This window comes from Streptococcus mitis (assembly GCF_946188695.1).
GTDB lineage: Bacteria > Bacillota > Bacilli > Lactobacillales > Streptococcaceae > Streptococcus > Streptococcus mitis_DF.
Genome location: NZ_CAMHWI010000023.1, coordinates 1 through 13747, shown reverse-complemented (window position 1 = coordinate 13747; position 13747 = coordinate 1). Strand labels below are relative to the sequence as shown.

The following is a 13747-nucleotide window of genomic DNA, read 5'->3' as shown; positions in this document are numbered from 1 at the left end:
GGAGAGAAACATGGATCCTAAAAAAATTGATCGTATTAACGAGCTTGCCAAAAAGAAAAAAACAGAAGGCTTGACCCCAGAAGAAAAAGTAGAACAAGCCAAACTACGTGAGGAGTACATTGAAGGTTATCGTCGCACTGTTCGTCACCACATCGAAGGAATCAAAATTGTGGACGAAGAAGGGAACGATGTTACACCAGAGAAACTACGTCAAGTCCAACGTGAAAAAGGATTACATGGCCGTAGTCTTGATGACCCAAATTCATAATATGTATTCTTTCTTTTAACAAAGATAGATGAAATAATACCAAAAGACTATCATACATAAATGAGCTGCACCTCAAAAGTTAGAGCTAGAAAATCTAACTTTTGAGGTGTTTTATTATGAAATTGAGTTATATAGTGAATTGAAATAGGATACGAACAAAAAGATTAGTGAATTCAAATTAATTTCTATACAGGTTTTAGAATTAGTTGTGTACTATTCTAGATTCAATCCATTATAAATATATGCTCTAAAATGATGGTCGCTGAGTCTTCTATCGTCAAGAAAAACCATCAAATCCCTCGTATTATAGTCATTTAGTTTTCAAAAAGCGCTCTAAATATTTGAAAATATTTGGGACTTCCCTTAATAAATCCGTCACTTTCTTTTTCAAGATAGGCCAAGCTTGCTCAATAGGATTCAAATCTGGTGAATAAGGCGGTAGGGGTAAGAAAAAGTGTTTATCTTGGATGCAGAGTTCATCCAAGATGTTCTTGGGATGAAAACTAGCATTGTCTATGACAATGACATGAAGTGTCTTCAAAGCAGGCAGAAGTTGCGTTTTGAACCACTCCACAAAGAAGTCGCTCATCATACTTTCCTTGTAAATCATGGGAGCTATAAACTCTCCGTCTACTTGTCCTGTAACAATTGAAGTCCGCTCAAAACGCCGTCCGCTAATCTTTTCATAGACTTTCTCCCCTCTAGGAGCCCGTGCATAAGGACGATAAAGGTAGCGGTCGATTCCTGTTTCGTCAATATATACGACTGGTAAATCTTTTAAGCTATTCAAAATATCAAGAAATTCAGCGACTTTCTCTGGATCTTGTTTCTTAAAGCTAGTCGTCCTTTTTTAAAGTGACCTTAATCTACTTTAAAGCTGCCCATACTGAAGGAACAACACAATCAAAATGTGCCGCAATTTCCCGTAAAAAAGCGTCTGGATGAGCCTCTACAAAGGCTTTTAATTCTTCTAAAGAGATCTTCCGCTTTTTGACGACTCGCTTTTTCCTCTCTAAGTGTCCTTGTTCACGTCTTTCTTTTCCCACGTGAAGAGAATTTTGACGCCAACATCAAAACTTTAGCTGCCTCGACATGGCTGTGTCCTTCTTTGATGTAATCTAAATGCCATAGCTTTATTATAAGCTGGTTATTTTAAACTAAGCAACTATACCATCCAATCTAAGGCATTGTGAAGAGCTACAGTAGTTGTCCCAAATTTCTTCTGAATTTTCTTTGGCTTATTAGTATCTAGTAGACCATCTAGAATACAACAAACGATAGACTTTTGGTGGACATCAATTCCACAACGAGTTTCAATCATAACTTCCATTATAAAAACCTCCTGTTAACTATTTGAACAATAGAACAAGAGGTTACTAGTAAGATATTTTCATGCTCAAGGCATATTCGAGTTATTTCATGACTCTTGTTCATCCAGTTTTTTGTAGAGGTTAGGAAAACCCCTATTAAACACCACGGATTTGTATTGTCCATCTTCATTAATTATAAGATAAACTTCTTTTTCTGTCATGAGTTATCAGGCTCTGTCTGCTTAGAGTTTTTTATGAACTTGGTTTGCTTTTTAAAACACTCGATATACGTATGGATTTTCTGGTTTATCGACTTTGGTAAAGCTGTCAATTTCCAAGGTTGGGAGATTTTGTTTGAGTTCTTTATGGTAGTGATTGACCAGTTTTCCTTTGGCTGTAATCCAGGTATTATTTTCATACTGACGGGTATTTCCCTTTGTCAGCAATCCATATACACCAGAATCTGCGATACAGTGAATAATGCCGAAGCGGAATAGAAATTGGCTATTGGCATGACTGGGGTCATTGTAGACAAAGCCTGTGAACTGGACTGTCTTGCCCTCAAATTCATCTGGATAGTCGTAGATAGCCTCCATGACTTCCATATAGTTTTCATTCGTGATGTGAATGCTATCTTGGGACAAGTATTTATCCGCCGCCGTTCTCATTTCCTTTTCATAGGCTGTTTTTGAGAAATAAGAACTGGTATCTGGTTTCAAATACTGACTTGTCGTCCCTTCACTGGTCTGAATGGCTTGATCCGTTCCTTCTGATAAGGGGAAATGATAACCTTTAGCAGAAACGGTTTGAGAATCTAAACTAACAGTTGGGAAAGTTAAACCGACGACAATTGGAATAGCCAGAAGAGCAATACTTGTTGCCTTCGCTAATCGGCTATTCAGATGACTGTGGGTTTTGACTTGCTTCATCCAGATATACAATTGAACGATTGCCAAGATAAAGGAAAGCACCATAGAAATATAGGCCAAATAGGAATAGTGCATATTGATGTACTGGTTTAATTTGCCCGACAGATGGAGATAAATGGTCAGTTCAAAATAGCCAGCTAAAACTAAAAATCGAATCATAGAATGACTCCAATCAAGAGAGAATAGACTAAGACAACGAGTGTCACAATCGTAATGAAGTGACTGATAAATCGTGCTTTCAAGTAATTTTTCATCATGAGAATATTCTTGATATCCAGCATTGGGCCAATCACAAGAAAGGCCAGAACTGGTGCCAAACCGAAACTTGAGAGAAGAGAAGCACCGATAAAAGCATCCGCCTCGCTACAGAGCGACAGAAGAAAGGCCAAAAGCATCAAGAGCAAGATGGCAAAAAGAGGGGTCGCACTGATAGAGGTCAGAATGCGTGTAGGAACGTAGACCTGTATAACAGAGGCAAAGATACAGCCAAATACCAAGTAACGTCCCGTATCAAAAAATTCATCAATGGCTTGCACAAAGACCTGAAACACTTTTTTTGTAGGACTCAAGTAAGAGAAATCATGTTCATGACAGATTAGGCGGTTTTCTTTCTGAATCGGTTCTTGCCAGAAAAATCCTAGAAAAATCCCTAGTATCACAGCCACAACAATGGACCCCAGAGCTCGTAATAAGGCAACGTGAAAGGAGTTGCCAAAGGCAGAATAGGTCGCAAAGAGAACAATAGGATTGATAACAGGCGCTGTTACGAGAAAGGGGACCGCCGTGTAACTGGGAACCTTCTTTTCCAGAAATCGATTGATAATGGGGACAATCCCACATTCACAAGAAGGGAAAAGTATCCCAACGAAGGTGCCAAAAAATATTCTCCCCCAACGATTTCGAGGGAGAAAATGATAAACCTTGTCAGGTGTGATATAGACTTCAATCAGCCCTGAGACAATACTTCCTATCAGTACGAAAGGGAGGGCTTCAATGATAATGGAGAGAAAAATGGCTCCAGTCTGAAGCACACTAGATGGGAGTTGTTGGAAAGCAGTCATCTAGTTTTTCTTTTCTGCTTTGGCTTTTTTCTCTTTGTCATCAGGGAAAGTGACCTGCTTCAAATCAGGGAGTTTCGCAAACTCTTCAAACATCTTGTCCAAGTCGTCTCGTTTTGTAAATTTTACAGCCATAGGTGTACCTCGATTCTAAATTCTACCTCTATTATACTATTATTTTGAGGAAAAGGGAAAAGTTAAAATTGAGCATCTAACGAATAATGGAGCTTGATATATCCTAATATACACTATGATTGTGATATAATAGTTGTGGAATAACGGAGGAAATGATGGAACATGAAAAAATCGGTCAGGTTACCGACGAAGTAAAAGAAATTTTTAATATTTTTCTTAAAGCTAGTGATATCAAGGTCAACAAAGAAGGTTTAAGAAGTCATATGTTGAAACGGCATCATAATGATGTGATTCATCATATCGAAGATCTGGAACTTATACTAAGTAATCCAGATTTCGTTGGGGTTAATCCACGAGAGAAAGATGCTAGTTTTGAATATGTTAAAAGATTTGATGATAATGTTCTTGTTGCCATCAAGTTACATAAAAATGGCGATTTCTTTTATGTTCCGACCATGTATCGCTTACAAGATTTCAAGTTACAAAGTCGTATTAAGTCCGGTAGATTGAGAAAACTTGACAAAAAAAGTAGATAGTGCTAGAATAACATTAACGAAAGACATTTGAGGGCAGAAAGGTTCCTGCCGCACCTTGAAAAGGTATCTGAGATGCTGGGTACACCGACCAGCCAAGTGTCCGTTATTTCAAAGGAGGGGCTTGAATGCTCCTTTTTTATTTAAAATTTCAAAATAGATTACACCCACCGCAGGCTCAGGCTTGCGGTTTTTTTATTTCGATAAAAATTTAAAAAGTCAGTGCGTTATTCCAGGACAGGAACATCTTTCAGAACTAGCTATTATGCCAGATCCATTAAATACTTTTGATGTCATGGATTGGTTAAAAAAGGTGGCAATACTCTCTAAGTACAAGTTATTGCACTATAGAATATAAATCTATTCCCCACATCTTGTTTTTAAATACTGTAAGAGCTAATTTGAAACGATTAGCTTGTGGTATAATAGTTTCATGGATAAAAAATATGAAAAAATCTCCCAGGATTTGGGAGTGACGTTAAAGCAAATCGATACCGTTCTAAGTTTGACAGCTGAAGGGGCGACTATTCCCTTTATCGCGCGTTATCGCAAGGACATGACTGGTAGTCTGGATGAGGTGGCTATTAAGGCTATTATTGATCTGGATAAAAGCCTGACTAATCTCAATGACCGCAAGGAAGCTGTCTTGGCTAAGATTCAAGAACAAGGCAAGTTGACCAAGGAATTGGAAGAAGCTATCTTAGCTGCCGAAAAACTAGCAGACGTTGAAGAACTCTATCTTCCCTACAAGGAAAAACGTCGAACCAAGGCAACCATTGCTCGTGAAGCTGGGTTATTCCCACTTGCTCGCTTAATTTTGCAGAATGTAGCTGACTTAGAGAAAGAGGCAGAGAAGTTTGTCTGTGAAGGATTTGCGGCAGGGAAAGAAGCTTTGGCTGGTGCAGTTGATATCTTGGTCGAAGCCTTATCGGAAGATGTCAATTTACGTGCCATGACTTATCAGGAGGTGCTAAGACACTCTAAATTAACTTCTCAAGTTAAAGATGAAAGTCTTGATGAAAAGCAGGTGTTTCAGATTTATTATGATTTTTCAGAGACGGTTGGAAATATGCAAGGCTATCGTACCTTGGCTCTCAATCGTGGGGAGAAACTTGGTGTCTTGAAAGTCGGTTTTGAACATGCGACGGATCGTATTCTAGCTTTCTTTGCTGCTCGTTTCAAGGTAAAAAATGCCTATATTGATGAAGTTGTTCAGCAATCTGTTAAGAAAAAAGTCTTGCCTGCTATCGAGCGCCGTATTCGTACAGAATTAACTGAGAAAGCGGAAGAAGGAGCTATCCAACTCTTTTCTGACAACCTGCGCAATCTCCTCTTGGTTGCTCCGCTGAAAGGGCGCGTGGTTCTTGGATTTGACCCTGCCTTTCGTACAGGTGCTAAGCTAGCTATCGTGGATGCGACGGGGAAAATGCTGACAACTCAGGTTATTTATCCTGTCAAACCAGCATCAGCTCGTCAAATTGAAGAAGCCAAGAAAAATTTGGCAGATTTGATTGGTCAGTATGGTGTGGAAATTATTGCTATCGGAAATGGAACGGCCAGTCGTGAAAGTGAAGCCTTTGTGGCGGAAGTTTTTAAAGATTTTCCTGAGGTTAGTTATGTCATTGTCAATGAAAGTGGTGCTTCTGTCTATTCTGCTAGTGAATTAGCTCGTCAGGAGTTTCCAGACTTGACCGTTGAAAAACGCTCTGCTATTTCTATCGCCCGTCGTTTGCAAGATCCTCTTGCAGAGTTGGTCAAAATCGATCCTAAGTCAATCGGTGTCGGTCAATACCAGCACGATGTCAGCCAGAAAAAATTGTCTGAAAGTTTGGACTTTGTCGTGGATACCGTGGTTAACCAAGTCGGTGTCAATGTCAATACGGCCAGCCCAGCTCTTCTTTCCCATGTCGCTGGACTCAATAAAACTATTTCTGAAAATATCGTCAAGTATCGTGAAGAAGAAGGAAAAATCACTTCACGCGCCCAAATCAAGAAAGTTCCTCGTCTGGGGGGCAAGGCTTTTGAACAGGCTGCTGGTTTCCTTCGTATCCCTGAAAGTAGCAATATTCTTGATAATACAGGAGTTCACCCAGAAAATTACACTGCTGTTAAGGAACTCTTCAAACGTTTAGATATTAAAGACCTAAACGAAGAAGCCCAAAGCAAACTCAAGTCGATTTCAGTCAAAGATATGGCGCAAGAGCTAGACCTTGGTCCAGAAACTCTTAAAGATATCATTGCCGATCTTCTCAAACCAGGTCGAGATTTCCGTGATTCCTTTGACGCACCTGTGCTTCGCCAAGATGTCCTGGATATCAAAGACTTAGTGGTTGGACAGAAGCTAGAGGGTGTGGTGCGTAACGTCGTTGATTTCGGTGCCTTCGTTGACATTGGAATTCATGAGGACGGCCTGATTCATATTTCCCATATGAGCCGCAAATTTATTAAACATCCTAGTCAAGTGGTGTCAGTTGGAGATTTGGTGACCGTTTGGGTCAAGAAAATTGATACTGAACGTGAAAAAGTCAATCTGTCGCTCCTCGCTCCAAATGAAACTGACTGATTACGTTAAGCAGGTTTCACTAGAAGACTTCGGCAGACCTTTTATCCATCATGTCCAGTGGAATAGGCGTCTACGTTCGACAGGTGGGCGATTTTTCCCAAAAGATGGGCATTTGGATTTTAATCCCAAGGTTTATCAGGAATTGGGTCTGGATGTTTTTAGGAAAATTGTCCGACATGAACTCTGTCATTATCACCTTTATTTCCAAGGAAAGGGCTATCAACACAAGGATCGAGACTTTAAGGAACTGTTGAAAGCGGTGGATGGATTACGCTTTGTACCCTCCTTACCCAATAGCAACTCCAAGACCATCAAGCTTTATCGTTGCCAATCCTGCCAGCAAACTTATCAGCGCAAGCGTAGGATTGATACCAAACGCTATCGCTGTGGACTTTGTAGAGGTAAATTGCTACTAATAAATCAGCCTGAGGACTGATGAAAGCCTAGTCTAACCGTGATATACTATGTCTAACCTAGCAGAAAGAGGAAATATCATGAACAGTAAATTTTATAAAATGAGACGCAATCGCATGATTTCAGGAGTTTTGGCAGGTCTGTCAGACAAGTGGAACTTTGATGTTACCCTTGTTCGTTTCTTGTTTGCCATTTTTACAGTTGCAAACTTTGGACTTGGCGTGATTATCTATATCATCCTAGCTTCTATCATGCCAACCAAGGAAGAAATTGAAGCAGAAATGTACGGAACAGGCCCACGTAAACGCAAAGAGGCCCAAGCTATTGACGACAATGAAGGCTGGTTTTGGTGAGGTTCTTCAAAAGATTTGAAATAAGAAAAAAGCTTTAAATCAATAGTCTAAACTGCTTGATTTAAAGCTTTTTTACTTTTAATAAGATTTTCCCAGCTTCATCTGTAAACTAAAAATATTATTTTAAACTCAGGTTTTCTAATCTGATTTTTCATGCTGAGACAATACATTTTTTGATAAATGATGGATGCTGATAACAACTGATAGCCAGCAAATAGCATAAGCAGTAGCTGTAAATTCTGTACCGATAAAGTATGTTTTTTCAACTAAGAGCTGACCGATGAATGGAGAGAGGAGATAGAGAATTCCGATGAGTATATGTTCTTTATGTTTCATTAAAGCGCACCTTCTTTCCTTATAGGTTGAACGACTTGCAAGTGTTAAATTCAATGGTATGTTATCTAGGTAAGCTTACTCAAATGTTAGTTCCCGCTTCCTCCTTTCAAAAGTAAGCCTTTTCATACTTATATTTTACAATTTTAAAAACAGGAATTCAAATCATTTTATAAGTAATTTTGCCTATATTTCCCCCAATCTTACAAAAATGTAAGATTAAAGTCTCTTTTGTAAGGTTAGGTTATGGCAAGCGGTCTTTTTTTGATGTAAACTAGACTCATAAAGAACAAAGGAGTAACATCATGAAACAAATCTTACAGAAGAAAACAAGAAAACCAAGCCACAAAGATATCGAGCGTGTTCAACTTGGATGCGCTATGATGCAAGCAACATTTCATTTGATGGGATATTAAGAAAGGAGATTCTCATGACACTTTTAGATGTAAAACACGTTCAAAAAATTTATAAAACTCGTTTTCAGGGCAACCAAGTAGAGGCCCTCAAGGATATTCACTTTACCGTGGAAAAAGGTGACTACGTTGCCATTATGGGTGAGTCTGGTTCTGGTAAATCCACTCTTCTCAATATCCTAGCTATGCTGGATAAACCAACTCGTGGTCAGGTTTACTTGAATGGAACTGACACTGCAACCATTAAAAATTCACAGGCTTCTAGCTTCCGTCGTGAAAAGCTGGGCTTTGTCTTCCAAGACTTTAACTTGCTAGATACTCTGTCTGTAAAAGACAATATTTTGCTTCCGCTTGTCTTGTCAAGAAGACCTATTACGGAGATGATGAAGAAATTGGTGGTGACAGCTGAGAATCTAGGTATCAACCAATTACAAGAGAAGTACCCTTACGAGATTTCAGGAGGGCAGAAACAGCGTGTAGCAGTAGCCCGTGCCATCATCACAGAACCTGAAATTCTCCTTGCGGACGAGCCAACAGGAGCCCTAGATTCTAAGTCGTCTGCAGCCTTACTTGATGTTTTTGATGAAATCAATGAGCGCGGCCAAACTATTCTCATGGTAACTCACTCAACGGCAGCAGCCAGCAGAGCCAAGCGTGTGCTCTTTATCAAAGACGGCATTCTTTACAACCAAATCTACCGTGGAGAGAAGACAGAACGTCAGATGTTCCAAGAAATCTCTGATACCTTGACTGTCATGGCAAGCGAGGTGAATTAGTATGTTTCGATTAACCAATAAGTTAGCGGTATCGAACTTGATTAAAAACCGCAAACTCTACTATCCTTTTGCGCTGGCTGTTCTCTTGGCAGTCACTGTCACCTATCTCTTTTACTCTCTAACCTTTAATCCTAAGATTGCGGAAATTCGTGGAGGATCCACCATTCAAGCTACTCTAGGATTTGGTATGTTTGTCGTCACCCTTGCGTCAGCTATTATTGTCCTCTATGCCAATAGTTTTGTCATGAAAAACCGTTCCAAGGAACTGGGGATTTATGGCATGTTGGGCTTGGAAAAGCGGCATCTGATTAGTATGACCTTTAAGGAGTTGGTTCTATTTGGAATTTTAACTGTTGGAGCAGGTATCGGTGTTGGAGCCTTGTTTGACAAGTTGATTTTTGCCTTCTTGCTCAAACTGATGAAATTGAAGGTAGAACTGGTCGCTACCTTCCAGATGAAAGTTGTCATTTCAGTGCTAGTTGTCTTTGGATTGATTTTCCTAGGCCTCATGTTCCTGAACGCTCTTAGAATCGCCCGTATGAATGCTCTCCAGCTTTCTCGTGAAAAAGCCAGTGGTGAGAAAAAAGGTCGTTTCCTTCCTCTCCAAACCATTCTTGGATCCATTAGTTTAGGAATTGGATATTATCTTTCCCTTACTGTAAAAGATCCTCTGACAGCCTTAACAACCTTCTTCCTAGCTGTTTTACTGGTTATCTTTGGTACCTATCTCTTGTTCAATGCAGGGATTACCGTTTTCCTCCAAATCTTAAAGAAAAACAAGAAATACTATTACCAACCTAATAACCTCATCTCTGTTTCCAACTTGATTTTTCGTATGAAGAAAAATGCGGTTGGGCTAGCAACCATCGCTATCTTGTCAACAATGGTTTTGGTAACCATGTCAGCCGCGACAAGTATTTTCAATGCCTCAGAAAGCTTTAAAAAAGTTCTAAATCCTCATGATTTTGGGGTTTCAGGGCAAAATGTTGAAAAAGAAGACTTGGACAAACTCTTGAGCCAGTTTGCAAGTGACAAAGGTTATAAGATTAAAGAGAAAGAAGTGCTTCGTTACACTTACTTTGGTGTTGCGAACCAAGAAGGAACTAAGTTAACCCTTTTTGAAAAAGGACAAAATCGTGTCCAACCCACAACAATTTTCATGGTATTTGACCAAAAAGATTATGAAAATATGACTGGTCAAAAACTGTCTCTATCAGGAAATGAGGTCGGACTCTTTGCAAAGAATGAGGGAGTTAAAGAACAGAAAACTCTAACTCTAAATGATCATCAATTTTCTGTAAAAGAAGAATTTACTAAAGATTTCATTGTCAACCATGTCCCAAATCAGTTTAATATCTTGACTGCTGATTACAATTACCTTGTTGTTCCTAATTTGCAAGCATTTTTGGATCAATTCCCAGATTCGGCTATCTATAATCAGTTTTACGGTGGCATGAATGTAAATGCCAGCGAAGAAGAACAACTCAAGGTTGCTGAAGAATATGATAAATACCTCAATCAATTTAATGCTCAATTAAACACAGAAGGTAGCTATGTTTATGGTAGCAATCTAGCAGATGCTAGTTCTCAGATGAGTGCCCTCTTTGGTGGTGTCTTCTTTATCGGTATTTTCCTATCCATTATCTTTATGGTCGGAACCGTTCTGGTCATCTACTACAAACAAATTTCTGAAGGCTACGAAGACCGTGAGCGCTTTATTATCTTGCAGAAAGTCGGTTTGGATCAAAAGCAAATCAAGCAAACCATCAACAAACAGATTTTAACTGTTTTCTTCCTTCCTTTGCTTTTTGCCTTCATACATCTAGCCTTTGCCTACCATATGCTTAGTCTGATTTTAAAAGTGATTGGTGTAATAGATACGACTATGATGTTGACTGTGACCTTGTCTATCTGCGCTATCTTCCTCATCGCTTATGTGCTGATTTTCATGATCACTTCTAGAAGTTATCGCAAGATTGTGCAAATGTAAAAAAAGATACCTCGACTTCAAAATCGAGGTATTTCTTGTATTTTATACTCAATGAAAATCAAAAAGCAAACTAGGAAGCTAGCCGTAGGTTGCTCAAAGCACTGCTTTGAGGTTGCAGATAGAGCTGACGTGGTTTGAAGAGATTTTCGAAGAGTATTAAATGCTGAAAAGTTGTCCTAGCAGAAAGGTAACTCCCATGGTCAAGAGGCCAATAGCAAGGTTTCGAATCATAGCTGTTTTGGTTGGGGCTTTTCCAAGTTTGGCACTAGTGTAACCAGTAACTAAGAGTGAAAGACCTACGATAAGAACAGTAGCAAGGATGCGGTAATCACTTGGGAAAATGGTCACTGAGAGCATTGGAGGCAAACTTCCAAGGAAAAAGGCAACAAAACTAGAAATCGCAGCATGCCAAGGATTGGTAAACTCTTCATACTCAATCCCATATTTTTCCTCTACCAAAGCCTTGAGTGGATTTTTAAGAAAGGCCTTGTTGGTCAAGAGTTGGGCAGAGGTTTCACATTCTCCATTTTGGATATAGGCGGTATAGAGGGATTTTTTGGCTAGTTCCATATCTTGGTCTAGCAAGAGTTGCTCACGCGCAACGGCCGCTTCCTCGGTATCTTTTTGAGTTGAAACAGATACATATTCTCCACCAGCCATTGAAAAGGCACCAGCTAGGATAGCCGCAAACCCTGATAAAAAGATAATCCAGATATTGCTGGTAGCACTAGCAACCCCGATAACCACACCAGCAATGGAAATAATTCCATCGTTAGCACCAAGAACACCAGCACGCAGGATATTTAAACGACCTGCAAAGTTTGAATCAATTTCGTGATTTGTTTCTGACATATTATTCTCCTTTTTATCCAGTATAAAGGAAAAATATAAGGAAATCAATCTTTTAAAAGTATCTGAAAAAAGTTGCACGATTTTAATGAAAAGAGCTTTTCTGTTTAAGCTTTATCAATAAAACATGCTATAATAGTTGCAGAAAGGTGGGTGTGTATGGCTAGGATATTGGTTATTGAAGACAATAGTGACATTCAAGAGATTTTGCGAACACTTCTTACTGAGGGGCATGAGGTAATTCAAGCCTTTTCTGGTACAGAAGGAATCATGCTTTTTGACCAAGGTGGGATTGAACTCGTTTTGCTAGATATCATGCTTCCTGGGAAAAATGGGGATCAGGTTTTAAAAGCTATTAGGGAACAAAGTCAAACTCCAGTCATTATGCTAACGGCTTTGAGCGATAAGAAGTTAATCAGTCAATACCTCTTAGACGGTGCCAATGATTACATAGTGAAACCTTTTGATTTGGACGAAGTCTTTGCCAGAGTTACTGTTCAACTACGCCAAAATGCAGAAAAACAGCCTGTGGAAATAGTAAAAACTGAAAATCTGCCACAAAACTTGAAAAATATCCAGTTTGATGCAGAAAGTTTCGAAATCAAAAATAGTCAGGAAACAATTCGCCTTGCTAAGAAAGAATGTTTGATTCTCCAAACTCTCCTTAAACATCCTAAGAAGATCTTCACCAAGGAAGAACTTTATGAGTTGGTCTGGGAGGAGAGTTATCTACCTGGAGATAATACCCTCAATACGCATTTGAGTAATCTTCGTAAAAAATTAAACCAGCTTGACCCAAATCAAGAATACATTGAAACCATTTGGGGAGTTGGGGTAAGATTAAAAGGAGACAAGCAATGAACTACATGATAATCTTTTGCCTACTAGTTCTCCTAGTCATTTTATCGATTACATTGATTCGCTACCATCTCGCGCTTAAGAGCATGAGTCAACAGATTGAAGACAAAATTCTCACGGGTAGTATGAAAAGAGTAGGAGTCAGTATTTTTTCCAAACATTTTTTACATCTCTACCAGCAGATTGAGAATCTATTTCAGGAAGTAGAGCAATCTCGGTTGGTGATGAAAAGGGAAAAGCAGACTCTGGATATGGCCATCAGCAATATTGCCCATGATATTCGGACACCTTTGACTATCGCGTCAGGATACACCCAACAATTGATGAAGTCCCCTGAAGACAAAGCAGAAACCTTACAAAAAATCGCCCAGCATCTTGATTTAGTTTCCAAACGTTTAGAGGCTCTCCTAGAATACCGTCGTTTGATGGAAGGAGCTGTCAAACCGAAACTGGAAGAAGTGGATCTTTCCGCTTTTATTACTAAAAAGACTCTGGCTTATTATGATGCTTTTCAGGCGGCAAATATCACGCTTGATTTTAAGGTTGAAGCTGGTTTAAAAACGAGGACTGATGAAGACTTGCTGGATCGAATTTTACAAAATTTACTTGGAAATGTCCTCAAGCATGGTAAGGAAGAAGCGCGGCTATCTTTGCGAAAGGAAAAGGAACAGCTTGTCTTAGAGATTGCAAACCTTGTCAAACATCCCATCAAAAAAATAGAAAATCTCAGCAACCGTTTTTATTCTGAAAATCTATCAGACACGGAAGAATCCTCTGGTTTAGGTCTTTATATCACTGAGGAATTATGTCATCTTCTCGGTGCAGAGATGAAACTAAGCACAGATGGACAGTGGTTGTCGGTTTTTATTTATTTTTAACAAAAAGAAACGGCTCTTTGTCAACTGTAGTGGGTTGATGAAAAGCTAAGCTCGAGAAAGGACAAATTTCGTCCTTTCTTTTTTGAT

General features: G+C 39.2%; 15 protein-coding genes and 2 pseudogenes. 10 read left to right on the top strand and 7 right to left on the bottom strand.

The window, feature by feature from the left end:
• The first annotated feature begins 10 nt into the window (after nt 1-10).
• Nucleotides 11-268, top strand: coding sequence for a DUF896 family protein (locus N8L33_RS08975; protein ID WP_000371299.1), 258 nt, complete (start codon nt 11-13; stop codon nt 266-268).
• Between the two features lie 310 nt (nt 269-578).
• Here the strand turns inward: N8L33_RS08975 and N8L33_RS08970 are convergent.
• The 5 genes and pseudogenes from N8L33_RS08970 to N8L33_RS08950 all read right to left on the bottom strand — a co-directional run bounded on the left by N8L33_RS08970 (nt 579) and on the right by N8L33_RS08950 (nt 3700).
• A pseudogene (locus tag N8L33_RS08970) lies at nt 579-1408 on the bottom strand (IS630 family transposase).
• 25 nt (nt 1409-1433) lie between these two features.
• A complete protein-coding gene (locus N8L33_RS08965; RefSeq protein ID WP_203175416.1) occupies nt 1434-1598 on the bottom strand; it encodes a hypothetical protein in 165 nt (54 codons plus the stop codon).
• A 252-nt stretch (nt 1599-1850) separates the two neighbouring features.
• Nucleotides 1851-2666, bottom strand: a complete 816-nt coding sequence (locus N8L33_RS08960) for a TIGR03943 family putative permease subunit (RefSeq protein WP_261059652.1) — start codon at nt 2664-2666, stop codon at nt 1851-1853.
• Complete coding sequence (locus tag N8L33_RS08955; RefSeq protein WP_261059651.1) at nt 2663-3568, bottom strand: permease; 906 nt, start codon at nt 3566-3568, stop codon at nt 2663-2665. The genes N8L33_RS08960 and N8L33_RS08955 overlap by 4 nt, the downstream gene beginning before the upstream one ends.
• Nucleotides 3569-3700 carry an SPJ_0845 family protein gene (locus N8L33_RS08950; RefSeq protein WP_000268685.1) on the bottom strand — a complete coding sequence of 44 codons (132 nt, stop codon included), beginning with the start codon at nt 3698-3700 and terminating at the stop codon, nt 3569-3571.
• Nucleotides 3701-3855: 155 nt separating this feature from the next.
• Here N8L33_RS08950 and N8L33_RS08945 point away from each other — a divergent pair, with 155 nt between their 5' ends.
• The 5 genes and pseudogenes from N8L33_RS08945 (at nt 3856) to N8L33_RS08925 (ending at nt 7563) form a co-directional block, all read left to right on the top strand.
• A complete protein-coding gene (locus N8L33_RS08945; protein WP_261059650.1) occupies nt 3856-4236 on the top strand; it encodes a PBECR3 domain-containing polyvalent protein in 381 nt (126 codons plus the stop codon).
• A 202-nt stretch (nt 4237-4438) separates the two neighbouring features.
• Nucleotides 4439-4591, top strand: a pseudogene (locus N8L33_RS08940) (DUF1919 domain-containing protein); the annotation flags it as partial.
• 75 nt (nt 4592-4666) lie between these two features.
• Nucleotides 4667-6796: a Tex family protein gene (locus tag N8L33_RS08935; protein ID WP_261059649.1), complete on the top strand. Its 2130-nt coding sequence runs from the start codon at nt 4667-4669 to the stop codon at nt 6794-6796.
• The gene (locus N8L33_RS08930) at nt 6783-7232 is read left to right on the top strand and encodes a SprT family protein (protein ID WP_261059658.1); all 450 of its coding nucleotides are present in this window, start codon (nt 6783-6785) and stop codon (nt 7230-7232) included. Before N8L33_RS08935 ends, N8L33_RS08930 begins: the two co-directional genes overlap by 14 nt.
• A gap of 58 nt (nt 7233-7290) precedes the next feature.
• A complete protein-coding gene (locus N8L33_RS08925) occupies nt 7291-7563 on the top strand; it encodes a PspC domain-containing protein (protein WP_001085044.1) in 273 nt (90 codons plus the stop codon).
• Nucleotides 7564-7701: 138 nt separating this feature from the next.
• Here the strand turns inward: N8L33_RS08925 and N8L33_RS08920 are convergent, their stop codons facing one another.
• The gene (locus N8L33_RS08920; protein WP_033688799.1) at nt 7702-7899 is read right to left on the bottom strand and encodes a hypothetical protein; all 198 of its coding nucleotides are present in this window, start codon (nt 7897-7899) and stop codon (nt 7702-7704) included.
• A gap of 427 nt (nt 7900-8326) precedes the next feature.
• Here N8L33_RS08920 and N8L33_RS08915 point away from each other — a divergent pair, with 427 nt between their 5' ends.
• On the top strand, nt 8327-9085 hold the full coding sequence (locus tag N8L33_RS08915; protein ID WP_000173372.1) for an ABC transporter ATP-binding protein: 759 nt from the start codon (nt 8327-8329) through the stop codon (nt 9083-9085).
• A gap of 1 nt (nt 9086) precedes the next feature.
• Nucleotides 9087-11075 (top strand): ABC transporter permease, encoded by a 1989-nt coding sequence (locus N8L33_RS08910; RefSeq protein WP_261059648.1) that lies wholly within the window; start codon nt 9087-9089, stop codon nt 11073-11075.
• A 156-nt stretch (nt 11076-11231) separates the two neighbouring features.
• Here the strand turns inward: N8L33_RS08910 and N8L33_RS08905 are convergent, their stop codons facing one another.
• Nucleotides 11232-11927: a VIT1/CCC1 transporter family protein gene (locus N8L33_RS08905; protein ID WP_261059647.1), complete on the bottom strand. Its 696-nt coding sequence runs from the start codon at nt 11925-11927 to the stop codon at nt 11232-11234.
• A 156-nt stretch (nt 11928-12083) separates the two neighbouring features.
• Between N8L33_RS08905 and N8L33_RS08900 the strand changes: the two genes are divergently transcribed.
• Both N8L33_RS08900 and N8L33_RS08895 read left to right on the top strand, forming a co-directional pair.
• The gene (locus tag N8L33_RS08900; protein ID WP_261059646.1) at nt 12084-12785 is read left to right on the top strand and encodes a response regulator transcription factor; all 702 of its coding nucleotides are present in this window, start codon (nt 12084-12086) and stop codon (nt 12783-12785) included.
• On the top strand, nt 12782-13660 hold the full coding sequence (locus N8L33_RS08895; RefSeq protein ID WP_261059645.1) for a sensor histidine kinase: 879 nt from the start codon (nt 12782-12784) through the stop codon (nt 13658-13660). Before N8L33_RS08900 ends, N8L33_RS08895 begins: the two co-directional genes overlap by 4 nt.
• Nucleotides 13661-13747: the final 87 nt, after the last annotated feature.

Coding starts and splice junctions, on each gene's coding strand:
- N8L33_RS08895 (WP_261059645.1), top strand. CDS start 12,782: ATGAACTACATGATAATCTTTTGCCTACTAGTTCTCCTAGTCATTTTA.
- N8L33_RS08945 (WP_261059650.1), top strand. CDS start 3,856: ATGGAACATGAAAAAATCGGTCAGGTTACCGACGAAGTAAAAGAAATT.
- N8L33_RS08965 (WP_203175416.1), bottom strand. CDS start 1,598: ATGGAAGTTATGATTGAAACTCGTTGTGGAATTGATGTCCACCAAAAG.
- N8L33_RS08975 (WP_000371299.1), top strand. CDS start 11: ATGGATCCTAAAAAAATTGATCGTATTAACGAGCTTGCCAAAAAGAAA.
- N8L33_RS08930 (WP_261059658.1), top strand. CDS start 6,783: ATGAAACTGACTGATTACGTTAAGCAGGTTTCACTAGAAGACTTCGGC.
- N8L33_RS08935 (WP_261059649.1), top strand. CDS start 4,667: ATGGATAAAAAATATGAAAAAATCTCCCAGGATTTGGGAGTGACGTTA.
- N8L33_RS08960 (WP_261059652.1), bottom strand. CDS start 2,666: ATGATTCGATTTTTAGTTTTAGCTGGCTATTTTGAACTGACCATTTAT.
- N8L33_RS08950 (WP_000268685.1), bottom strand. CDS start 3,700: ATGGCTGTAAAATTTACAAAACGAGACGACTTGGACAAGATGTTTGAA.
- N8L33_RS08905 (WP_261059647.1), bottom strand. CDS start 11,927: ATGTCAGAAACAAATCACGAAATTGATTCAAACTTTGCAGGTCGTTTA.
- N8L33_RS08910 (WP_261059648.1), top strand. CDS start 9,087: ATGTTTCGATTAACCAATAAGTTAGCGGTATCGAACTTGATTAAAAAC.
- N8L33_RS08955 (WP_261059651.1), bottom strand. CDS start 3,568: ATGACTGCTTTCCAACAACTCCCATCTAGTGTGCTTCAGACTGGAGCC.
- N8L33_RS08925 (WP_001085044.1), top strand. CDS start 7,291: ATGAACAGTAAATTTTATAAAATGAGACGCAATCGCATGATTTCAGGA.
- N8L33_RS08915 (WP_000173372.1), top strand. CDS start 8,327: ATGACACTTTTAGATGTAAAACACGTTCAAAAAATTTATAAAACTCGT.
- N8L33_RS08920 (WP_033688799.1), bottom strand. CDS start 7,899: ATGAAACATAAAGAACATATACTCATCGGAATTCTCTATCTCCTCTCT.
- N8L33_RS08900 (WP_261059646.1), top strand. CDS start 12,084: ATGGCTAGGATATTGGTTATTGAAGACAATAGTGACATTCAAGAGATT.